The sequence below is a fragment of the Brevundimonas sp. genome, assembly GCF_035998205.1.
Taxonomy (GTDB): domain Bacteria; phylum Pseudomonadota; class Alphaproteobacteria; order Caulobacterales; family Caulobacteraceae; genus Brevundimonas.
The window spans coordinates 158,032-177,323 of the sequence record NZ_DASYHT010000003.1; the positions used below are offsets into that span (position 1 = coordinate 158,032).

The 19,292-nt window shown below is 69.0% G+C and carries 32 protein-coding genes and 1 pseudogene; 2 read left to right on the forward strand and 31 right to left on the reverse strand.

The genetic code is table 11. The features are described from left to right. Nucleotides 1-84: 84 nt before the first annotated feature. From VGN74_RS02580 to VGN74_RS02725, 30 genes and pseudogenes are all read right to left on the reverse strand, one after another. Nucleotides 85-1,104: a DNA-directed RNA polymerase subunit alpha gene (locus VGN74_RS02580; RefSeq protein ID WP_327445792.1), complete on the reverse strand. Its 1,020-nt coding sequence runs from the start codon at nucleotides 1,102-1,104 to the stop codon at nucleotides 85-87. Between the two features lie 85 nt (nucleotides 1,105-1,189). Beyond that, the gene (gene rpsK, locus VGN74_RS02585; RefSeq protein ID WP_292113815.1) at nucleotides 1,190-1,579 is read right to left on the reverse strand and encodes a 30S ribosomal protein S11; all 390 of its coding nucleotides are present in this window, start codon (nucleotides 1,577-1,579) and stop codon (nucleotides 1,190-1,192) included. A gap of 16 nt (nucleotides 1,580-1,595) precedes the next feature. After that, the gene (gene rpsM / locus VGN74_RS02590) at nucleotides 1,596-1,964 is read right to left on the reverse strand and encodes a 30S ribosomal protein S13 (RefSeq protein ID WP_327445793.1); all 369 of its coding nucleotides are present in this window, start codon (nucleotides 1,962-1,964) and stop codon (nucleotides 1,596-1,598) included. Between the two features lie 141 nt (nucleotides 1,965-2,105). After that, nucleotides 2,106-2,765, reverse strand: a complete 660-nt coding sequence (locus VGN74_RS02595; protein ID WP_327445794.1) for an energy transducer TonB — start codon at nucleotides 2,763-2,765, stop codon at nucleotides 2,106-2,108. Nucleotides 2,766-2,930: 165 nt separating this feature from the next. Further along, nucleotides 2,931-3,494 carry an adenylate kinase gene (locus VGN74_RS02600; RefSeq protein ID WP_327445795.1) on the reverse strand — a complete coding sequence of 188 codons (564 nt, stop codon included), beginning with the start codon at nucleotides 3,492-3,494 and terminating at the stop codon, nucleotides 2,931-2,933. Between the two features lie 24 nt (nucleotides 3,495-3,518). Then, nucleotides 3,519-4,898: a preprotein translocase subunit SecY gene (gene secY, locus VGN74_RS02605; RefSeq protein WP_327445796.1), complete on the reverse strand. Its 1,380-nt coding sequence runs from the start codon at nucleotides 4,896-4,898 to the stop codon at nucleotides 3,519-3,521. A gap of 216 nt (nucleotides 4,899-5,114) precedes the next feature. Continuing rightward, nucleotides 5,115-5,585: pseudogene (rplO, locus tag VGN74_RS02610) on the reverse strand (50S ribosomal protein L15); the annotation flags it as partial. Between the two features lie 164 nt (nucleotides 5,586-5,749). Next, a complete protein-coding gene (gene rpmD / locus VGN74_RS02615) occupies nucleotides 5,750-5,938 on the reverse strand; it encodes a 50S ribosomal protein L30 (protein ID WP_327445797.1) in 189 nt (62 codons plus the stop codon). A gap of 3 nt (nucleotides 5,939-5,941) precedes the next feature. Beyond that, entirely contained in the window at nucleotides 5,942-6,547 is a 606-nt protein-coding gene (gene rpsE / locus VGN74_RS02620; RefSeq protein WP_327445798.1) for a 30S ribosomal protein S5, read from the reverse strand. 12 nt (nucleotides 6,548-6,559) lie between these two features. Then, the gene (gene rplR, locus VGN74_RS02625; protein WP_327445799.1) at nucleotides 6,560-6,916 is read right to left on the reverse strand and encodes a 50S ribosomal protein L18; all 357 of its coding nucleotides are present in this window, start codon (nucleotides 6,914-6,916) and stop codon (nucleotides 6,560-6,562) included. A gap of 3 nt (nucleotides 6,917-6,919) precedes the next feature. Then, a complete protein-coding gene (gene rplF / locus VGN74_RS02630) occupies nucleotides 6,920-7,453 on the reverse strand; it encodes a 50S ribosomal protein L6 (RefSeq protein ID WP_327445800.1) in 534 nt (177 codons plus the stop codon). 1 nt (nucleotide 7,454) lies between these two features. Beyond that, complete coding sequence (gene rpsH, locus VGN74_RS02635; RefSeq protein WP_327445801.1) at nucleotides 7,455-7,853, reverse strand: 30S ribosomal protein S8; 399 nt, start codon at nucleotides 7,851-7,853, stop codon at nucleotides 7,455-7,457. 15 nt (nucleotides 7,854-7,868) lie between these two features. After that, entirely contained in the window at nucleotides 7,869-8,174 is a 306-nt protein-coding gene (gene rpsN, locus VGN74_RS02640; RefSeq protein ID WP_327445802.1) for a 30S ribosomal protein S14, read from the reverse strand. A gap of 18 nt (nucleotides 8,175-8,192) precedes the next feature. Further along, nucleotides 8,193-8,750, reverse strand: a complete 558-nt coding sequence (rplE, locus tag VGN74_RS02645) for a 50S ribosomal protein L5 (RefSeq protein WP_327445803.1) — start codon at nucleotides 8,748-8,750, stop codon at nucleotides 8,193-8,195. Next, complete coding sequence (gene rplX / locus VGN74_RS02650; RefSeq protein WP_327445804.1) at nucleotides 8,750-9,058, reverse strand: 50S ribosomal protein L24; 309 nt, start codon at nucleotides 9,056-9,058, stop codon at nucleotides 8,750-8,752. Before rplX ends, rplE begins: the two co-directional genes overlap by 1 nt. 2 nt (nucleotides 9,059-9,060) lie before the next feature. Then, nucleotides 9,061-9,429 (reverse strand): 50S ribosomal protein L14, encoded by a 369-nt coding sequence (gene rplN, locus VGN74_RS02655; RefSeq protein ID WP_298278674.1) that lies wholly within the window; start codon nucleotides 9,427-9,429, stop codon nucleotides 9,061-9,063. A 20-nt stretch (nucleotides 9,430-9,449) separates the two neighbouring features. Next, nucleotides 9,450-9,689 carry a 30S ribosomal protein S17 gene (rpsQ, locus tag VGN74_RS02660; protein ID WP_298278677.1) on the reverse strand — a complete coding sequence of 80 codons (240 nt, stop codon included), beginning with the start codon at nucleotides 9,687-9,689 and terminating at the stop codon, nucleotides 9,450-9,452. Between the two features lie 9 nt (nucleotides 9,690-9,698). Then, nucleotides 9,699-9,896, reverse strand: a complete 198-nt coding sequence (rpmC, locus tag VGN74_RS02665; protein WP_327445805.1) for a 50S ribosomal protein L29 — start codon at nucleotides 9,894-9,896, stop codon at nucleotides 9,699-9,701. Beyond that, nucleotides 9,893-10,333 (reverse strand): 50S ribosomal protein L16, encoded by a 441-nt coding sequence (gene rplP, locus VGN74_RS02670; protein ID WP_327445806.1) that lies wholly within the window; start codon nucleotides 10,331-10,333, stop codon nucleotides 9,893-9,895. The genes rpmC and rplP overlap by 4 nt, the downstream gene beginning before the upstream one ends. A gap of 3 nt (nucleotides 10,334-10,336) precedes the next feature. Further along, nucleotides 10,337-11,092 carry a 30S ribosomal protein S3 gene (gene rpsC, locus VGN74_RS02675; protein WP_327445807.1) on the reverse strand — a complete coding sequence of 252 codons (756 nt, stop codon included), beginning with the start codon at nucleotides 11,090-11,092 and terminating at the stop codon, nucleotides 10,337-10,339. Beyond that, nucleotides 11,092-11,472 (reverse strand): 50S ribosomal protein L22, encoded by a 381-nt coding sequence (rplV, locus tag VGN74_RS02680; protein WP_327445808.1) that lies wholly within the window; start codon nucleotides 11,470-11,472, stop codon nucleotides 11,092-11,094. The genes rpsC and rplV overlap by 1 nt, the downstream gene beginning before the upstream one ends. Before the next feature lie 3 nt (nucleotides 11,473-11,475). Next, nucleotides 11,476-11,754, reverse strand: coding sequence for a 30S ribosomal protein S19 (rpsS, locus tag VGN74_RS02685; RefSeq protein WP_298278685.1), 279 nt, complete (start codon nucleotides 11,752-11,754; stop codon nucleotides 11,476-11,478). Nucleotides 11,755-11,757: 3 nt separating this feature from the next. After that, nucleotides 11,758-12,594 carry a 50S ribosomal protein L2 gene (rplB, locus tag VGN74_RS02690; protein ID WP_327445809.1) on the reverse strand — a complete coding sequence of 279 codons (837 nt, stop codon included), beginning with the start codon at nucleotides 12,592-12,594 and terminating at the stop codon, nucleotides 11,758-11,760. Nucleotides 12,595-12,598: 4 nt separating this feature from the next. Further along, nucleotides 12,599-12,904, reverse strand: a complete 306-nt coding sequence (locus tag VGN74_RS02695; RefSeq protein ID WP_327445810.1) for a 50S ribosomal protein L23 — start codon at nucleotides 12,902-12,904, stop codon at nucleotides 12,599-12,601. After that, nucleotides 12,904-13,542: a 50S ribosomal protein L4 gene (gene rplD / locus VGN74_RS02700; RefSeq protein ID WP_327445811.1), complete on the reverse strand. Its 639-nt coding sequence runs from the start codon at nucleotides 13,540-13,542 to the stop codon at nucleotides 12,904-12,906. Before rplD ends, VGN74_RS02695 begins: the two co-directional genes overlap by 1 nt. Next, nucleotides 13,539-14,312 carry a 50S ribosomal protein L3 gene (rplC, locus tag VGN74_RS02705; protein ID WP_327445812.1) on the reverse strand — a complete coding sequence of 258 codons (774 nt, stop codon included), beginning with the start codon at nucleotides 14,310-14,312 and terminating at the stop codon, nucleotides 13,539-13,541. The genes rplD and rplC overlap by 4 nt, the downstream gene beginning before the upstream one ends. Before the next feature lie 20 nt (nucleotides 14,313-14,332). After that, entirely contained in the window at nucleotides 14,333-14,638 is a 306-nt protein-coding gene (gene rpsJ, locus VGN74_RS02710; protein WP_298278699.1) for a 30S ribosomal protein S10, read from the reverse strand. 335 nt (nucleotides 14,639-14,973) lie between these two features. Next, nucleotides 14,974-15,903 (reverse strand): GIN domain-containing protein, encoded by a 930-nt coding sequence (locus tag VGN74_RS02715; RefSeq protein ID WP_327445813.1) that lies wholly within the window; start codon nucleotides 15,901-15,903, stop codon nucleotides 14,974-14,976. A gap of 91 nt (nucleotides 15,904-15,994) precedes the next feature. Further along, nucleotides 15,995-16,906, reverse strand: coding sequence for a transcriptional regulator (locus VGN74_RS02720; RefSeq protein ID WP_327445814.1), 912 nt, complete (start codon nucleotides 16,904-16,906; stop codon nucleotides 15,995-15,997). 2 nt (nucleotides 16,907-16,908) lie between these two features. Next, nucleotides 16,909-18,066 carry a GNAT family N-acetyltransferase gene (locus VGN74_RS02725; RefSeq protein WP_327445815.1) on the reverse strand — a complete coding sequence of 386 codons (1,158 nt, stop codon included), beginning with the start codon at nucleotides 18,064-18,066 and terminating at the stop codon, nucleotides 16,909-16,911. Nucleotides 18,067-18,195: 129 nt separating this feature from the next. Here VGN74_RS02725 and VGN74_RS02730 point away from each other — a divergent pair, with 129 nt between their 5' ends. Together VGN74_RS02730 and VGN74_RS02735 are read left to right on the forward strand one after the other, a co-directional pair. Next, nucleotides 18,196-18,360 carry a hypothetical protein gene (locus tag VGN74_RS02730; RefSeq protein ID WP_327445816.1) on the forward strand — a complete coding sequence of 55 codons (165 nt, stop codon included), beginning with the start codon at nucleotides 18,196-18,198 and terminating at the stop codon, nucleotides 18,358-18,360. Beyond that, the gene (locus VGN74_RS02735; RefSeq protein ID WP_327445817.1) at nucleotides 18,357-19,109 is read left to right on the forward strand and encodes an SGNH/GDSL hydrolase family protein; all 753 of its coding nucleotides are present in this window, start codon (nucleotides 18,357-18,359) and stop codon (nucleotides 19,107-19,109) included. Before VGN74_RS02730 ends, VGN74_RS02735 begins: the two co-directional genes overlap by 4 nt. Before the next feature lie 82 nt (nucleotides 19,110-19,191). Here VGN74_RS02735 and VGN74_RS02740 read toward each other — a convergent pair. Continuing rightward, nucleotides 19,192-19,292, reverse strand: a 101-nt coding sequence (locus tag VGN74_RS02740; RefSeq protein WP_327445818.1) for a hypothetical protein, incomplete at its 5' end; no start/stop codon positions are given.

Here is a 19,292-nt window from a genome sequence, read left to right on the forward strand (position 1 = left end):
CCGGGCGATGCCGGACCTGGGGCCTATCTCATTCTAACCGCCCCTGCCGCGAACCCGAAGGTCCGCAGGGCGGAGGGGTTGAACTCAGATCTGGTCTTCGAACTTCTTGGCGAGGTCTTCGATGTTCTCCGGCGGCCAGTTCGGCACGTCCATGCCGAGGCTGAGGCCCATGGTCGCCAGCACTTCCTTGATCTCGTTCAGCGACTTGCGGCCGAAGTTCGGGGTGCGAAGCATCTCGCCCTCGGTCTTCTGAATCAGGTCGCCGATGTAGACGATGTTGTCGTTCTTCAGGCAGTTGGCCGAACGGACCGACAGCTCCAGCTCGTCGACCTTCTTCAGCAGCGCCGGGTTGAACGGCAGGTCGGGCTTGCCGTCCTGCGCCTCGACCGCGGCCTTCGGCTCCTCGAAGGTGATGAAGATCTGCAGCTGGTCCTGGAGGATGCGCGAGGCGTAGGCCACGGCGTCCACCGGCGACACGGCGCCGTTGGTCTCAACTTCCATGATCAGCTTGTCGTAGTCGAGCGACTGGCCCTGACGGGTCGGCTCGACGCGATAGGCGACGCGCTTGACCGGCGAGTAGAGGGCGTCGACCGCGATCAGGCCGATCGGGGCGTCTTCCGGACGGTTGAACTCGGCGGCGACATAGCCCTTGCCGGTCTGGACCGTCAGTTCCATGCGCACCGAAGCGCCCTCGTCGAGGGTGCAGATGACGTGATCGGGGTTCAGCACCTCGATGTCGGCCGGGACGTCGATCTGGCCGGCGGTCACCGGGCCGGGGCCCGTGGCGCGCAGGGTCATGCGCTTCGGCCCTTCGGCGTGCATGCGCAGGGCCAGCTGCTTGATGTTCAGGACGATGTCGACGACGTCCTCGCGCACGCCTTCCAGCGACGAGAACTCGTGAACCACGCCGTCGATCTGGATGGCGGTGACAGCGGCGCCCTGGAGCGACGACAGCAGCACCCGACGCAGGGCGTTGCCGAGCGTCACGCCGAAGCCGCGCTCGAGCGGCTCGGCGACCAGGCGCGCCTTGCGCAGCGGGTCGGAACCGGCGTCGATCTGCGGCTTCTCGGGACGGATCAGCTCTTGCCAGTTACGTTCGATCATGGATGTCCCTCGAAACGGGTTTCGCCGGCTCCGGGCCTGGGCTCAGGCGCGCGGAACCGGCGGGAATAGGGGTGACGCGAGACGCTTAGACGCGACGGCGCTTCGGCGGACGGCAGCCATTGTGCGGCATCGGCGTCACGTCGCGGATCGTCGTGATGGTCATGCCGACGGCCTGCAGCGCGCGCAGGGCCGACTCGCGGCCCGAACCGGGGCCCGAGACGTTCACTTCCAGGGTCTTCACGCCGTGTTCGGCGGCCTTCCGGCCGGCGTCCTCGGCCGCCATCTGGGCGGCGTACGGCGTCGACTTGCGCGAGCCCTTGAAGCCCATGTGTCCGGCCGAGGACCAGGAGATGGCGTTCCCCTGGGCGTCGGTGATGGTCACCATGGTGTTGTTGAAGCTGGCGTTCACGTGCGCCACGCCCGAGGTGATGTTCTTGCGTTCGCGGCGCTTAACGCGACCCGGTTCCTTGGCCATCGGTCAGGTCTTTCTCTTACTTCTTCTTGCCGGCGATCGGCTTGGCCGGACCCTTGCGGGTGCGGGCGTTGGTGTGGGTGCGCTGACCGCGCACCGGCAGGCCCTTGCGGTGACGCAGGCCGCGGTAGCAGGCCAGGTCCATCAGCCGCTTGATGTTCATCGAGGTCTCGCGACGCAGGTCGCCCTCGACCGTGTGGTCGCGGTCGATGGTCTCACGGATCTGCAGGATCTCGGCGTCGGTCAGCTGGTTCACGCGACGCGCCGCCTCGATGCCCACCTTCTCGGTGATCGACTTGGCGGCCGCCGGGCCGATGCCGTGGATGTACTGCAGCGCGATCTCAACGCGCTTGTTGGTCGGGATGTTGACGCCAGCGATACGGGCCACGAATGTCTCCAGATGCGCGTGTTCAGACGCATAAAACGCTCCGGTCGACAGACCTGGAGCGTGACGCGCCCTTCGCGGAAGCGGGCGTTATACAGGGGATTCACCGGGCGTCAACGGGTCGCGGCCCGACAGGCTCATTGATCAGTCACCGCGCGGGCGGGGCGCGTTGCGGCCGAAGGCCAGCTCGATCACCGCCCGCACCGAATCGACCGGCCGACCGTCCTCCAGCGCCGGCCGGAAACGGTACAGCTCGGTCGCCACCCGCACCCCGGCGGCGCCAAAGCCCTGACCGGCGGGCGCCTCCTCCAGCACGCGGCAGTCGTCGAGCCGGGTATCGGCGCGGATCCGGCAGCTGACGACGGCGAGGCCGGAGACGTTGCGGCGCAGCGCCTCCGGCGGATGGAAGGCGCGCAGTTCACGCAGGGCGGGCTGGCGCAGGTTGCGCGGCGGCGTGCGGACGCCGGCGCCCGGTCCGTCACCGGGACCGGTCCCCTCCCCTCGCCCCTGACCTTCTCCGCCGAGGCCGAAGCCGGGCTCGGCCGCCGCCGCCGGGGCGACGCCGACGGTCAGGGCCGGCGCCGGGGCCTGGGCCACGGGCGGCGGGATCTCGGGCGTCACCGGCGTCGGCTGCGGCTCCGGCGTGCGCAGGCGGCTCGGGGCCGCGGGCGCGCCACCGCCGCTCTCGCGCGCCGGGGCAGCCTCCACCGGCGGCGGCGGCACGGGGGGCGTCAGGATCAGGTCGATGACCGGCGGCGGGATCAGCGGCGCGGCGGGCTCGCGAATGGAAACGGCGGCAAGCACGAGCGCGTGGAGGCCGACGACGACCGTCGCCAGCAGAGCCCGGCGTCGGGCGCCGGGCGGGTCACGGAGGGTTCCGGGCCATGGCCGCATGACATCATTCCAGCACGCAGCGGATGAACGTCGGCCAACCGATCCGGCTCCAGCGCAGCCCGCCGGAGCTCGCGATCAGTCCGCGAGGGCGGCGTCGATGCCCGCGGCGACGGTCTCGATCGAGCCCATGCCGTCGAGCTCCACCAGCTTCCCCTGGGCCTCGTAGTAGGGCAGCAGCGGCGCGGTGTTGCGGTTGTAGGCGTCGAGACGGACGCCGAAGCTGTCGGGGTTGTCGTCGGGCCGCCCCTGCTCGGCGAAGCGCTTGGCGATGCGCTCGGTCAGGGCGGCGTCATCGACCTTGAGACGCACGACCTTGTCGATCTGGCGGCCGCGACCGGCCAGCATCCGGTCCAGCGCCTCGGCCTGGGCCACGGTGCGGGGGAAGCCGTCGAAGATGGCCCCGCCGGCGGCCTCGGCCTCCGGCAGACGCTCCTCGATCAGGGCGATGACGATCTCGTCCGACACCAGATCGCCGCGGGCCATGATGCCCTTGACCCGCTCGCCCAGCTCGGAGCCGGAGGCGATGGCCGCGCGCAGCATGTCACCGGTCGACAGCTGGACCATGCCGCGCTGCTCGACCAGCCGCTTGGCCTGGGTGCCCTTGCCGGCCGCCGGCGGCCCGAACAGGATCAGGTTCATCGTCCCCCTCCGTCGCTCAGGGCGTCAGCGCCGCACGGGCGTCGGTGCGCCGCGACCGCCACGACCGCGCAGCTTGGCCTTCTTGATCAGCCCCTCGTACTGGTGCGCCAGCAGGTGAGACTGGATCTGGGCCACCGTATCCATCGTCACCGACACCACGATCAGGATCGAGGTGCCGCCGAAGTAGAGGCTGTTGCCCATCTGGGCGACCATGAACTCGGGCAGCAGGCAGACCAGGGTGATGTAGGCCGCGCCGATCACCGTCAGGCGGGTCAGCACATAGTCGAGGTACTCGGCCGTGCGCTTGCCCGGACGGATACCCGGCAGGAAGCCGCCGTACTTCCGCAGATTCTCCGCCGTGTCCTCCGGATTGAAGGTGATCGACGTGTAGAAGAAGCAGAAGAAGATGATCAGGGCCGCATACAGCGCCATGAACAGCGGCTGGCCGTGGTTCAGCTGACCGGTCAGGGCCGGCAGCCAGCCCATCCAGGCCGGCAGGTCGGCGTTGGCGGTCATCTGCGCCACCGTGGCCGGCAGCAGCAGCAGCGACGAGGCGAAGATCGGCGGGATGACGCCCGCGGTGTTGACCTTCAGCGGCAGGAACGAGCGCTCTCCGCCGGCCATGCGGTTGCCTTCCTGGCGCTTCGGATACTGGATCAGCAGCCGGCGCTGGGCGCGCTCCATGAAGACGATGAAGACGATCGTGGCCACCGCCAGGATGGCGATGAACAGCAGGGCGAAGGCCGACATCTGGCCTTCCTGCGCCAGGCCCAGCAGACGGGCGATCGTGCCCGGCAACACGGCCACGATGCCGGCGAAGATGATCAGGCTGATGCCGTTGCCGACGCCGCGGCTGGTGACCTGCTCACCCAGCCACATCAGGAACATGGTGCCCCCGGTCAGGGTCACGACGGTCGTGGCGATGAAGAACAGGCCAGGCGAGTCCACCAGCCCCTGGCTGGCGTTCAGGCCGACGGCGATGCCGAACGACTGCGCCACCGCCAGCAGGACGGTGAGGTAGCGGGTGTACTGGTTCAGCTGCTTGCGGCCAGCCTCGCCGCCTTCCTTACGCAGCTTTTCCCACGGCGGATACACCGCGCCCATGAGCTGCACGATGATCGACGCCGAGATGTAGGGCATCACGTTCAGGGCGAACACGGCCATCCGTTCGACGGCGCCGCCCGAGAACATGTTGAACATGTCGAGGATGCCGCGCTGGCCGTCCGGGTTCTGGAAGAACTGCAGGAAGGCCTCGGAGTTGATCCCCGGGATCGGGACGTAGGTCCCGATGCGGTAGACCAGCAGCGCGCCCAGCGTGAACAGCAGGCGCTTGTGCAGCTCGGTCGCACGCGCGAACGAGCCGATGTTCATATTGGCGGCGAGTTGTTCAGCGGCCGAAGCCATTACGCGTCCCCACGACTCTGGAGGTCGTCAGATAGGTGAAAAGCGGCCCTCATGCGAGAGCCGCCCTCACGTTTCATCCGCAGGCGGCCAGCGTCAGGCCTTGGCGGCCGTGCGGCGGGCGCGGGCGGAGATCTTGTTGGCGTCGCCCTTCGGCGCCTTGGGGGCCGGAGCCTTGCCCTTGGCGGCGTTGCGCTTCTCGACGCGGGCGGCCGCAGCGGCCTCGGCGGCGATGCGCTGCTGGACGACCGAACCGCCGGCGGCCTCGATCGCCTTGATGGCGCCCGACGACGCCGACCAGACGACCAGGTTCAGCTTGGCCTTCAGTTCGCCCGAGCCGAGGACGCGCACGCCGTCCTTGACGCGGCGGATCACGCCGGCGGCCACCAGGGCCTCGCCGTTGATCTCGGCCTTGGCGTCCAGCTTGCCGGCGTCCACGGCGTCCTGCAGACGCCACAGGTTCACCTCGGCCAGCTTCAGCGCGCCCGGATTGTTGAAGCCGCGCTTCGGCATGCGCATGTAGAGCGGCATCTGGCCGCCCTCGAAGCCGCCGATGGCGACGCCCGAGCGCGACTTCTGACCCTTGACGCCGCGCCCCGAGGTCTTGCCCTTGCCCGAGCCCGGGCCACGGCCGACGCGCAGCCGCTTCTTGTGGGCGCCTTCGTTGTCGCGGATTTCATTGAGCTTCATGTGCCTGATCCTTTCGGGTGCTAACGCCCGGCGCGGTGGCCGGACTCGGCTGTTGAGCGGGCGGTGCTAGTGAAAAGTGCCAGTGAGCGCAAGAGACACGTCCCCCGGGCTCACTAGCACTGACACTCTTCACCATGGACGACCGCCATCGGCGGTCGCCGGGATTACTTCTCGACCACTTCCACCATGTGGGCGACCTTGGCGATCATCCCGCGAACGGCGGGAGTGTCTTCAAGGGTCGCCTCACGGCCGAGGCGGTTCAGGCCAAGGCCTTGCAGGGTGGCGCGCTGATCCGACTTGCGGCGGATCGGGCTGCCGGTCTGGCGGACGGTGACGGTCTTCTTCTCGGCCATCTATCAGCCCTCGATCGCTTCGGGCGCCGAGGCGCCGTCGTTACGCCGGCCGAGCAGGTCGGAGACCTTCTTGCCGCGCTTGGAAGCGACCTGACGCGGCGAGGACTGGGCCTTCAGCGCCTCGAAGGTCGCGCGGATCATGTTGTACGGGTTCGACGAGCCGGTCGACTTGCCGACGACGTCCTGGACGCCGAGGGTTTCGAGGACCGCGCGCATCGGACCGCCGGCGATGACGCCGGTGCCCGGAGGGGCCGCACGCATCATGATCTTGCCGGCGCCCCAACGGCCGTTGCCGTCGTGGTGCAGGGTGCGGTTCTCGCGGAGCGGAACGCGGATCATGGTCTTCTTGGCTTCTTCGGTCGCCTTGCGGATGGCTTCCGGCACTTCACGGGCCTTGCCGTGACCGAAGCCCACCCGGCCCTTGCCGTCGCCGACGACCATCAGGGCCGCGAACGAGAACCGGCGGCCGCCCTTCACGGTGGCGGCGACGCGGTTGATGTGGACCAGCTTCTCGACCAGTTCGGAGTCGGCGCCAGCTTCGGGAGCCGAGCGGTTGTCACGACGGTCGCGACGCTCGCCGCCGCCGCCGCGTTGGGGTTCACGCGCCATGCTTCTCGTCCCTTAGAAGTTCAGGCCGGCTTCGCGCGCGGCCTCCGCCAGGGCCTTGACCCGGCCATGATAGATGTAGCCGCCGCGGTCGAAGACGACGTCCTTGACGCCCTTCTCGATCGCACGCTCGGCGATGAGCTTGCCGATGCGGCTGGCCGCAGCGACGTCCGAACCCTTCGAACCCTTGCCGCCTTCCAGCGACGAGGCCGAGGCGACGGTCACGCCATTGGCGTCGTCGATGACCTGGGCCGAGATGTTCTTGTCCGAGCGGTAGACCGACAGACGCAGACGGCCGTTGGCGACGGCCTTCAGGCGGCGGCGCGTGCGCTCGGCGCGACGCTTGGCGTTTTGCTTGAGAGTCGTGGCCATGGCTTACTTCTTCTTGCCTTCCTTGCGCCGCACGGTCTCGCCGGCATAGCGCACGCCCTTGCCCTTGTAGGGTTCCGGCGGACGGAGCTTGCGGATGACCGCCGCGATCTGACCCACGGCCTGCTTGTCAGAGCCCGAGATCTTGATCTCGGTCTGCTTCGGCACGGCGAAGGTGATGCCTTCCGGGGCCTTGATGTCGACGTCGTGGCTGAAGCCGAGCTGCAGCGACAGGTCCTTGCCCTTCAGGGCGGCGCGGTAACCCACGCCGACCAGCTCGAGGCTGCGCTCGAAGCCCTCGGTCACGCCGGTCACCATGTTGGCGACCAGGGTGCGCGACAGGCCCCACATGGCGCGGGCGCGCTGGGTGTCAGACCGCGGGGTCAGCGACAGCTCGTCGCCGGCCTGGGTCACCTCGATCTCCTCGGCGACGGTCCAGGTGCGTTCGCCCTTGGGGCCCTTCACCGAGACGGTCTGGCCGTTGAGCGTGACGGTCACGCCCTTCGGGATGGCGATGGTCTTCTTACCGATACGGGACATCTTAGTAGACCCTGCAGAGGACTTCGCCGCCCACGTTGGCCTCGCGGGCCGCCGTGTCGGACATCACGCCCTTGGACGTCGAAAGGATCGAGATGCCGAGGCCGTTCTTGACGGGCTTCAGGTCGCCGATCGCGGAGTAGACCCGACGGCCCGGCTTGGACACGCGCGAGATCTCGGCGATGACGGGCTGGCCGTCGAAGTACTTCAGCTCGATCTCGAACTGCGGGAACTCGCCCGGGTTCTGCACCAGGCTGTAGCCGCGGATGTAGCCCTCGTCCTGCAGCACGTCGAGGACGCGCTGGCGCAGACGGGACGCCGGGGTCAGCACCTTCGAACGCTTGCGGGTGGCCGCGTTCTTGATGCGAGCGATCATGTCGCTCAGGGGATCATTGATCATCATGTCGTGTCGCTCCCCTTACCAGCTCGACTTCGTCAGGCCGGGGATCTGGCCCAGGTTGCCCAGCTGACGCAGGGCGATCCGGCTCATCTTCAGCTTGCGGTAGTAGCCACGCGGACGACCCGTCACCTCACAGCGGTTACGGATGCGGTTCGGCGCGGAGTTCCGCGGCAGGGCGGCCAGCTTCAGGCGCGCTTCGAAGCGCTCCTCCAGCGGCAGGCTCTCGTCGTTGGCCTTCGCCTTGAGGTCGGCGCGCTTGGCGGCGTACTGGGCCACCAGCTTCTTGACCCGCTCGTTGCGATTGACGGCGCTCTTCTTAGCCATGGTGCTCTTTCCTTCCCGTCAGTTCACGAACGGGAACTTGAACTCGGCGAGGAGCGCCTTGGCTTCCTCGTCGGTCTTGGCCGTGGTGCAGACGACGATGTCCATGCCCCACATCTGGTCGATCTGGTCGTAGTTGATCTCCGGGAACACGATGTGCTCCTTCAGACCGGTGGCGTAGTTGCCACGACCGTCGAACGACGTGCCCTTGAGGCCCCGGAAGTCCTTCACCCGCGGCAGCGCGATGGTGATGAAGCGGTCCAGGAACTCGTACATGCGGTCGCCGCGCAGGGTGACCTTGCCGCCAATGACCATGCCCTCGCGCAGCTTGAAGCCGGCGATGGAGTTGCGGGCCTTGGTCGGCACAGCCTTCTGACCGGCGATGGCGGTCAGGTCCTTGAGGGCCGCCTGGGCCTTCTTGGAGTCCGCCACAGCCTCGCCGACGCCCATGTTCAGGACGATCTTGTCCAGCTTGGGCACCTGCATCTCGTTGGTGTAGCCGAACTTGTCCTTCATCACGGCGCGGATGCGGGACTCGTATTCCGACTTCAGCCGGGGGGTGTACTTCTCGGTAGCCATCAGATGACGTCTCCGGTCGTCTTGGCGAAGCGGACCTTCTTGCCGTCTTCCGTACGGAAGCCGACGCGGGCGGCCTTGCCGTTCGCATCCGCGATCGCGACGTTCGAGACGTGGATCGACGCTTCCTTGTTCTTGATGCCGCCCTGGGGGTCGAGCTGGCTCGGGCGGGTGTGGCGCTGGACCACGTTGATGCCCTCGACCACGACGCGCTGCTCGGTCGGCAGGACGCGGAGCACCTTGCCGGCGCGGCCCTTGTCCTTGCCCGTCAGAACGACGACGCGGTCACCCTTCTTGATCTTCGCGGCCATGGTTACAGCACCTCCGGAGCCAGCGAGATGATCTTCATGTGGTTCCGGGCGCGCAGCTCGCGCGGCACCGGGCCGAAGATACGGGTGCCGACCGGCTCGTTCTGCTTGTTGACGATCACGGCGGCCGACTTGTCGAAACGGATCACCGACCCGTCCTTGCGCTGGATGTCCTTGGCGGTGCGCACGACGATGGCGCGCACGACGTCGCCCTTCTTCACGCGGCCGCGGGGGATAGCTTCCTTCACCGAAGCGACAATGGTGTCGCCGATCGAGGCGTAGCGGCGCTTCGAGCCGCCCAGCACCTTGATGCACATGACCCGGCGAGCGCCCGAATTGTCGGCCACCTCCAGGTTAGTTTGCATCTGGATCATGGGATCCGATCCTTCTCAGATTACGAAGCCGGAGCGGCGAGGACTTCCCACCGCTTCAGCTTGGACTTCGGGGCGCACTCGACGATGCGGGCCACGTCGCCGACCTTCAGCGCGTTGGCCTCGTCGTGGGCGTGGTACTTCTTGGACAGACGCACGGTCTTCTTCAGAACCGGGTGCAGCAGGGTGCGCTCGACCTTGACGACGACGGTCTTGTCGCCCTTGTCGGAGACGACGACGCCTTCGAGAATTCGCTTCGGCATGTTCGTTCCTTACGCGGCCGGCTGCTTCTGGCGCAGCAGGGTCTGGAGACGGGCGATGTCCTTGCGGACTTCCCCGACGCGGTGGGTCTTCTCGAGCTGGCCGGTGGCCGCCTGGAAGCGCAGGTTGAACTGCTCCTTCTTGAGCTTCAGCAGCTCATCGGACAGCTGGTCCGGGGTCATGACCCGGAAGTCGGCGATCTTGGTCATGCCGCTTGCTCCGAATGGGCGATACCGGCGTCGATACGCGTCACCACCTTGGTGCGCACCGGCAGCTTGGCGGCGCCGAGGCGCAGCGCCTCGCGGGCGATGTCGTCCGGCACGCCGTCGATTTCGAACATGATGCGACCCGGGGCCACGCGGGCGGCCCAGTGGTCCACCGCGCCCTTGCCCGAGCCCATCCGCACTTCGGCCGGCTTGCCGGAGACCGGCACGTCCGGGAAGATGCGGATCCAAACCCGGCCCTGACGCTTCATCTGGCGGGTGATCGCGCGGCGGGCCGCCTCGATCTGACGCGCCGTGATGCGTTCCGGCTCCAGCGACTTCAGGCCGTAGGAGCCGAAGTTCAGCGAGAAGCCCCCCTTGGCCGAGCCATGGATGCGGCCCTTGAAGGCCTTGCGGTACTTGGTCTTCTTCGGTTGCAGCATGACTTAGCCCTCACGTCCGCGGTCGCGACGCGGACCGCGGTCGCCGCGGGGGCCGCCACGCTCGCGGCCTTCGTTCGACGACGGGCCCGAGGCTTCCTGGGCCCAGCGCTTGTCCTGGGCCATCGGGTCGTGCTCGAGCACCTCACCCTTGAAGACCCAGACCTTGATGCCGATGATGCCGTAGGTCGTCTTGGCTTCGTAGAAGCCGTAGTCGATGTCGGCGCGCAGGGTGTGCAGCGGCACGCGACCTTCGCGGTACCACTCCATCCGGGCGATTTCCGCACCGCCCAGACGGCCCGAGACGTTCATCCGGATGCCCTTGGCGCCGAGACGCATGGCCGACTGGATCGAACGCTTCATGGCGCGACGGAAGGCCACGCGGCGCTCCAGCTGCTGCGCGATGTTCTCGGCGATCAGCTGGGCGTCGGTCTCGGGCTTGCGCACCTCGACGATGTTGAGGTGGACCTCGCCGTCCGTGCGGGCGGAGATGTCCTTGCGCAGCTTCTCGATGTCCGCGCCCTTCTTGCCGATCACGACGCCCGGACGGGCGGCGTAGATCGTCACGCGGCACTTCTTGTGCGGACGCTCGATGATGATGCGCGACACGCCGGCGCCCGACAGGCGCTCCTTCAGCCACGTGCGCAGCTTCAGGTCCTGGTGCAGCAGACGGGCGTAGTCGGCCCCGCCGGCGAACCAGCGGCTGTCCCAGGTGCGGTTGACGCCGAGCCGCAGCCCGACCGGATTGACTTTCTGACCCATCAGGCGGCCTCGCCGGCTTCGCGGACCACGATGGTGATCTCGCTGAACGGTTTCAGGATGCGCGAGGAGCGACCGCGAGCGCGGCTCGCGAAGCGCTTCATCACCAGGTTCTTGCCCACGAAGGCCTCAGCGACGACCAGGTTGTCGATGTCGAGGTTGTGGTTGTTCTCGGCGTTCGAGATGGCCGAGTACAGCACCTTGCGGACGTCGCCGGCGATGCGCTTGCGGCTGAACTCGAGCTCGTTGAGCGCCTTCTGCACCGGCAGGCCGCGGATGGACTGGGCCACCAGGTTCAGCTTCTGCGGGCTGATGCGGACGTTGACCAGCTTGGCGCGGGCCTCGGTCGCACCGACGCGACGGGGATTCTTGGTCTGGGCCATGGATTACTTCCTCTTGGCCTTCTTGTCCGCCGCGTGGCCCGGGAAGTTCCGGGTCGGGGCGAACTCGCCGAACTTCATGCCGACCATGTCTTCCGACACCAGCACCGGCACGTGCTTCTGGCCATTGTGGACGCCGAACGTCAGGCCGACGAACTGCGGCAGGATGGTGGACCGGCGCGACCAGGTCTTGATCACGTCCTTGCGGCCCGAGGCCTGCGCCACGTCGGCCTTCTTGAGCAGGTACCCGTCAACGAACGGGCCTTTCCAGGAGGAGCGGGCCATGTCTTAGCGAGCCTTCTTCACGTGACGGCTACGGATGATGAACTTGTCCGTGGCCTTGTTCTTGCGGGTGCGGGTGCCCTTGGTGTCCTTGCCCCACGGCGTGACCGGGGTCCGGCCGCCCGAGGTGCGACCCTCACCACCACCGTGCGGGTGGTCGATCGGGTTCATGGCGACGCCGCGGACGTGCGGACGCCAGCCCATGTGACGCTTGCGGCCCGCCTTGCCGAGGTTCTGGTTCATGTGGTCCGGGTTGGACACCGCACCGACCGTGGCCATGCAGGTGTCGAGCACCATGCGCAGCTCACCCGAGCCGAGACGGATCTGGGCGTAGCCCTGATCGCGGCCGACCAGCTGGGCGTAGGCGCCGGCCGCGCGGGCCAGCTGGGCGCCCTTGCCCGGCTTCATCTCGATGTTGTGGATGATCGTCCCGACCGGCATCGAGCGCAGCGGCATGGCGTTGCCCGGCTTCACGTCGACCTTCTCGCCGGCCACCACCTGGTCGCCGGCCTTCAGGCGCTGCGGGGCGATGATGTAGGTCTTCTCGCCGTCGGCGTAGGTGACGAGGGCGATGAAGGCCGACCGGTTCGGGTCGTACTCCAGACGCTCGACCGTGCCGACCGCGTCGAACTTGCGACGCTTGAAGTCGATCTTGCGGTACAGGGTCTTGGCCCCGCCGCCACGGAAGCGAACGGCCACGCGACCGCCCTGCCCGCGACCGCCCGACTTGGTCAGGCCCTCGACGAGCGACTTTTCCGGACGGCCCTTGTGGAGCTCGGAGCGGTCGACCAGCACCAGGGCGCGACGGCCCGGGGAGGTCGGGTTGAAAGTCTTCAGAGCCATCGGATCAGAGCCCCGTGGTGACGTCGATCGACTGGCCCTCGGCCAGCGTCACGATCGCTTTCTTGATGTCGGTCCGGCGGCCCTGGATGCCCCGGAAGCGCTTGGTCTTGCCCTTCTGGACGAGGGTGTTGACCTTCAGGACATTGACCTTGAACAGGCTCTCGACCGCCGCGGCGATCTCGTCCTTGGTCGCCGTGTCGGCGACGCGGAAGACGACCTTGTTCTGCTCGGACAGGATCGTCGACTTCTCGGTGATCACCGGAGCCAGGATCGTGTCGTAGTGCTTGGCGGTGGGTTGGGCGCCGGCCATTACGCGGCCTCCTTCTCAGAGAAGCGCGCCTCGATCGCCTCGACGGCGGCCTTGGTCAGCACCAGCTTGTCCGCCCGCAGGATGTCATAGACGTTCAGGCCGGCGTTCGGCAGCACGTCCACATGCGGGATGTTGCGCGCGGCGAGACCGAAGTTGGTCTCGACCTCGGGCCCGGCGATGATCAGGGCCTTGGTCCAGCCCAGCTTGCCGAAGGTCTCGCGCAGGGCGGCGGTCTTGGCTCCCTTGACGGCCAGGCTGTCGACGACGACGAGGTCGCCCGACTTCACCTTGGACGACAGGGCGTGCTTCAGGGCCAGGGCGCGGATCTTCTTCGGCAGCGAGAAGCCGTGGTCGCGGACGACCGGGCCGAAGGCGCGCGAGCCGCCGACGAACTGCGGCGCACGGCGCGAACCGTGACGGGCGCCGCCGGTGCCCTTCTGCTTGTACATCTTCTTGCCGGTACGAGAGTTCTCGTTCCGGGTCTGCACCTTGTGCGTACCGGCGCGGCGCTTGGCCAGCTGCCAGTTGACGGTCCGGGCCAGCAGGTCGCCGCGGATGGCGTCGATGCCGAAGACGGCGTCCGACACCTCGACGTCGCCGGCGGCCTTGCCGTCGAGCTTGATCACCGAGAGTTTCATTGGGCTTCACCGCCTTCGGTCGCTTCCGCCGCCGGAGCCTCTTCGGCCGGGGTTTCCGCGGGTTGAGCAGCAGCGGCCTTGGCCGACTTCACGGCGCCCGGGTACGGGGCCTCGGCCGGACGGGCCTTCTTGATGGAGTCGCGAACCTTGACGTAGCTGCCGTCGTGGCCCGGGACAGCGCCCTTGACCAGGATCAGGCCGCGCTCGGCGTCGATGCGCACGATCGTCAGGTTCTGCTGGGTCACGACTTCCTGACCCAGGTGACCGGCCATCTTCTTGCCGGGGAAGGTGCGGCCCGGGTCCTGACGGTTACCCGTCGAACCGTGCGAGCGGTGCGACACCGACACGCCGTGGGTCGCACGCAGGCCGCCGAAGTTCCAGCGCTTCATGGCGCCGGCAAAGCCCTTGCCGATGGTCTCGCCCTGGATGTCGACCTTCTGGCCGGCCACGAAGTGGTCAGCGGTCAGTTCCGCGCCGACGTCCAGCAGGGCGTCGTCCGACACCCGGAACTCGGTCACATAGGCCTTCGGCGACACCTCGGCCCTGGCGAAGGACTCGCGCAGGGGCTTGGGGGTGTTCTTGGCCTTGCGGCTGCCGGCGCCCAGCTGCAGCGCAACGTAGCCGTCGCGCTCCAGGGTCCGCTGGCCCACCACCTGACAGTTGTCGAGCTGGAGCACGGTGACCGGCACGTGGGCGCCGTCTTCGGCGAACACGCGGGTCATGCCCAGCTTCTTGGCGATCACGCCCGTTCGTAGCGCTGTGTCGCGCATCGGATCCCGCCTCTCCTCGATTAAATCTTGATCTCGACGTCCACGCCGGCGGACAGGTCGAGCTTCATGAGCGCGTCCACGGTCTGCGGGGTGGGGTCGACGATGTCGAGCACGCGCTTGTGCGTGCGGATTTCGAACTGCTCACGCGACTTCTTGTCGACGTGCGGCGAGCGGTTCACGGTGAACTTTTCGATCAGGGTCGGCAGCGGAATCGGGCCGCGCACCTGCGCGCCCGTACGCTTGGCCGTGTTGACGATCTCGCGCGTGGAATGGTCCAGGACGCGGTGATCGAAGGCCTTCAGCCTGATGCGGATGCTCTGATCCATATCTCTAGCTATTCCCAAGCAGGTCGGAACCTGCGTCCCTGTGAACCATTTCAAAGACCGAAGCCTCGGGGCATCGCCCCCAGGTACGCACATCCGCAAAAACGATCGGCCCACGCGGTAGCCCGCGAAGGCCGCAAATCCCTGAAGCGCTGCAAAGAACAGGTAATCAGGTCGTTCCTGCGGACCGCGTCTGCGCCCGAAAGCGCACAGCCGGTCCAACAAGAGGCGCGCTTATGCCGCTCGATTCCGGCGGCGTCAAGCGCGGAGATGGTGAAGGCCCGGGGGTCCCGTCCCGGGCCTTCCGCACGCGCGGGACTGGCGGCCCGCGCGCGTGTTCAGCGGCCGATGCGCAGCTCGCCCGACCCGAGCACCCGGCGGCGCACCTCGCCGCTGGCCCGGCCGACGGCGACGTCGCCGGATCCCACGATATTGACCTCGACCCTGCCGACCTCGCCGCCGTGGCGGACGTCGCCGCTGCCAACGATGTTGGCGGCCAGGCGGCCCGAGCGGCCGCCGGCGACGAGGATGCTGCCGCTGCCGACGATGTTCGCCTCGAGGTCGCCGCCGACGGCGGCGAGACGGACGTCGCCCGACCCCGGCACGGCGATCACCGCGTCCCCCGTGACCGCGCCGAGCCGGGCCCCGCCCGAGCCGGGCGTGGCCACGCGGACCCGGGTGCTGGTCCCGATGACTGCGTCGCCGGAGCCGGCGAGCGCGAGATCGACGTCGCCTGCCTGTCCCGCCCGGACATCGCCGGAGCCGGCCAGCGCCACCTTCAGCTCGCCCGCCACGTCCGCCACGGTCCAGTCGCCGCAGCCGGCGTTGCCAAGATGGACGGAGCGGGCGCCCCGGCCGATCGCGCCATGGACGCCGCCCTCGGCGGAGACGCGCACCTCGCGCGGCGTGCGCACGACGATCAGCGGCGCGTCGGACAACGCCACCCGGCCGCGGTCCCGGAGGGTGACAAAGGCCCCCTCCCCCGGCTGCACGCCGGCCGGACCCTCGCGCTGGCAGCTTCTGAGATCGCGGTCGCGGACATCGCCGCGCAGGATGACGTCGCGGCCGCGGCGCTCCAGCCGCACCGGGACCGGCGTCCCCGCCGGCGTCTCGATCTCCACGCCGATGTCGGCGCGATCCTCGACGATGACGACGACGCGGGCCACCGCATCCTCGATCTTCACCTCCTGGGCGACGGCCAGGCCCGGGACGAGCCCGGCGAGGGCCGTGGCGGCGGTAACGGCGGCGGCGGTTCTGGCGTGGCGCATGGCGTCCTCCCTGTCGCCAGGAAGGTGCGGCGCGACCCGCCTCAGGTCACTTTAAATCGAGGTCATGACGCCGATGTAAGCTTCCGGGCGTTCAGGCGCCGGCGTCGAGCGCCCGCACGCCGTTGACGCCGTCCGGGGCCGGGGTGAAGTCGCGCTGGAAGGCGGTCAGCCGGTCCGGCAGGACGCCCGCCCGCTTCAGCGCCAGCGAGGCCGCCCAGCGCGCCGCCAGCTCGGGCCGGCGCATCCGGTCGGTCGAGCGGGGGGCCCGCCCCTGCGCGCGCAGGACGGCGTTGGTGTAGAGCGCGCCGTTGCGCAGGCGGCTGTCCCAGGTCTGGAAGTCCATCGACAGGGAGACGCAGAAGGCGTCGAGGTTGCGCACCCGGTGCGGCGCATACAGCGGCCATGTCAGGGCCTGACCCGGCTCGAGGTCGATTACCGTCGCGTCGGCCTCGAAGTCGGTCGTGTAGGGGATTTCCTCGGTCGTCTGGCGCGCCACCACCAGCTCCATCGACCGCTCCGGCAGATGGGCCTCGTCGCCGGGATAGACGAACACGCGCTTGCGGCCGCGCAGGTGGAACAGGACCACGCCTGCGGCGTCGAAATGGTAGGGCGCGCCCGAGCGGGGCGAAGACAGGATCAGCTGCCCGGCGCGCATGACCGGACGCAGGCCCGGATAGGCGGCGCATACGCGCTCGAAGTCTTCCGAGGCCGCCGCCCACAGGTCCGGGCAGGCCGTCTCGACCGCGCGCAGGTTGACCCAGAGATGGCCGGCCTTGATGGCCGTCAGCAGGTCCGCGCCGGACAGGTCGCCGCGCGCGCCGGTGCGCAGCGAATGGCTGCCGTCCTCGGCGAAGTCATAGAGGTTGATGTCGAACAGATCCGCCGGATACCGCTCCAGCAACCCGGCCAGCCAGGCGTCCTCGGCGAAGCCACGCCGGACAAGGTCGTGGCTGTGCACGGCGGGGCCAGGGATCGGGCCGGTGTGGCGGGGCGTGGGGGACATGCTCAGGCGCTCGCGACATAGGGCGGCAGAAGGCGGGCGGCGGCGGCGCGGGCGGCGAGCGCCACGCCGCGCAGACGGGCGGCCGGGGTGGTCTCGCAGGCCTCGATGGCGGCCCAGCGGTGGCGCAGGCTGTCGCGGAAGCGCGCCCCGCGTCCCGGGCCGGTCAGATCAAGCATGCCGGCCGCGGCCGCGGTCATGGCGGACGCGACTCCGGGGCGGGCGACGACAGCCTCCACCACGGAGCGTTCCGCATTGCAGAAGTACTTCTTGTAGCCCTCGCCCGCGAAGCCGTAGTCGAACACGCGCCAGCCGTCCGCGGAGGCCAGGCGCATGGTGTCCATGCTCAACAGGATACCCGGCGAACACCGCGCCCAGCGCGGGTCGTAGGCCGGAAACCAGAAGTGGTACTCGTCGCCGCCATGCAGCGACGCCTCGATGGCCGCCAGCCGGTCGCCGGCCCACAGCACGCCCAGCGACACGCCGAAGCGGGGATCCTGACCCGCCGGCGCGGGGGCCATGAGGGCATGCAGCAGGTCCCGGGTCCAGCCACAGGCGAAGACGTCGTGACGGCCCGTCCGGCGATACTGCTCGCGCTTCAGGCCGATGAGGTGATCCAGCTGCGCCCGGTCGCGCAGACCCGCCTCGGTGCGGATCGGGCCAAGCTCGGTCTCAAGGCTGCGGCGGGCCCGCTCCTTGTCCTTGAAATACTTGCCGAAGGCGGCGCGCCGCTCGGCGTACCAGACCTCATAGCCGTCCGGCAGCGCGGCCTGGACGGTCGTGCGGGTGTGACCGGTCGCCACCGGACCGACCCAGCCCCCTACGGCCAGCCGCGGCGCGCGCAGCAGGCGCGCCAGTTCGCCGAGGTCCGGCGCCTGCCCCGGCGCGGCGATGACGCCGTGGTAGTCATTCATCGGCGCGCCGAGCGGCAGCACCGCGCCGCCACGGCGCTGGTGCGGAAAGATCCCGACCACGTCCCCGCCGCGCTGCAACACCGCCACGGCGGCGCCCGGCACCGCCGGCCCGCCCCTCAGGGTGAATTCCGGCAGGAAGTAGGGCGAGGTCAGCGCGGGGTTGACGGCGAGCAACGCCCGCCAGCGCGCGACGAGGCCCGCATCAAGCGCATCGGGGGCCAGGATGTCGACGGTCAGGGCGGCGGGCATGCAGCCATCCTGCCGCACCGCCGCTTGCGACGCGGTTTAGCGGCATGGTGAACGAAACCTGCCCGTCCGGCCGGCGTTGCGGTAGCGCGCCGACCGCGTTCGACCGCGGCCGCCCTGAAAGGAAATGTCATGTCCACGCCCCGCGCCCCCGGCCGTCAGAACGAGTACGAAGAGGAACAGCCCGTCCGCGACGGCGAACCGCCCCATCCGGCCCAGCAACCCCGGCCGGACGACGGCAGCAGCAACAGCGGCGAGACCCTGACCGACCCTGCCACCGGAGAACCCAACCCTTGATCAGACGCTCCGTCGCCATCGCCGCCGCCCTCATGCTGGGGCTGCCGACCCTGACCGCCGGCCAGGCCTCCGCCCGGACGGCCGCCTGCCCGGTCAGCGCCGAATGGCTCGATAACAACGGCGGACTCGAGCGTTCGCGGGCCGCGGTGCGCAGCGGCGCCGTACGCGTTCTCGCCGTCGGCTCCTCCTCGATCGAGGGCATCGGCGCCAGCCGGCCCGAGCTGGGGTTCGTGCCGCGCCTCGAGGCCGACCTGCGCGCCCGTCTCCCGGGCGTCGAGGTCACCGTGATCAACCGCGGCATCGGCGGCGAGACGGCGGCCGACACGGCGAACCGGCTGGCGCAGGAGATCACCGCGGCGCGACCGGATCTCGTCCTCTGGCAGCTCGGCACCAACGACGTCCTGCGCGACCGCAGCCTCGACGCGCTCTTCGACGACTACCGGCGAGGGCAGGCGATCCTCGACTCCGCCGGCGTGGATGTGATGGTGATCGATCCCCAACGGCTGCCGGAGGGCGCGCGCAATCCCAACTTCGCCGGCCGCAATCCGGCCCTGGCCGAGGTGTCCCGCCTGATCGCGCTGGAAGCCGGCCGGGTCGGCTACGCCGCCTTCCGCCGCTTTGACGCGATGCAGGGCTGGAGCGCCCTGCCCGGCGGCGGGGTGGGCCCGGACGAGCTGCACCTGAACGACGCCGGCTACGCCTGCTGGGCCGCCGTCACCGCCGAGGGGCTGGCCGCCGCGCTGCGCTGAGGCGGGGCTTGTCCCTGAACAGCAAAAGGGCCTCCCGGGGTATCCCGGGAGGCCCTGATCGTTTGCGGTCAGATCAGCGCGATCAGGCGATGATCTTGGCCACGACGCCGGCGCCAACCGTGCGGCCGCCTTCACGGATGGCGAAGCGGAGCTTCTCTTCCATGGCGATCGGGGTGATCAGCT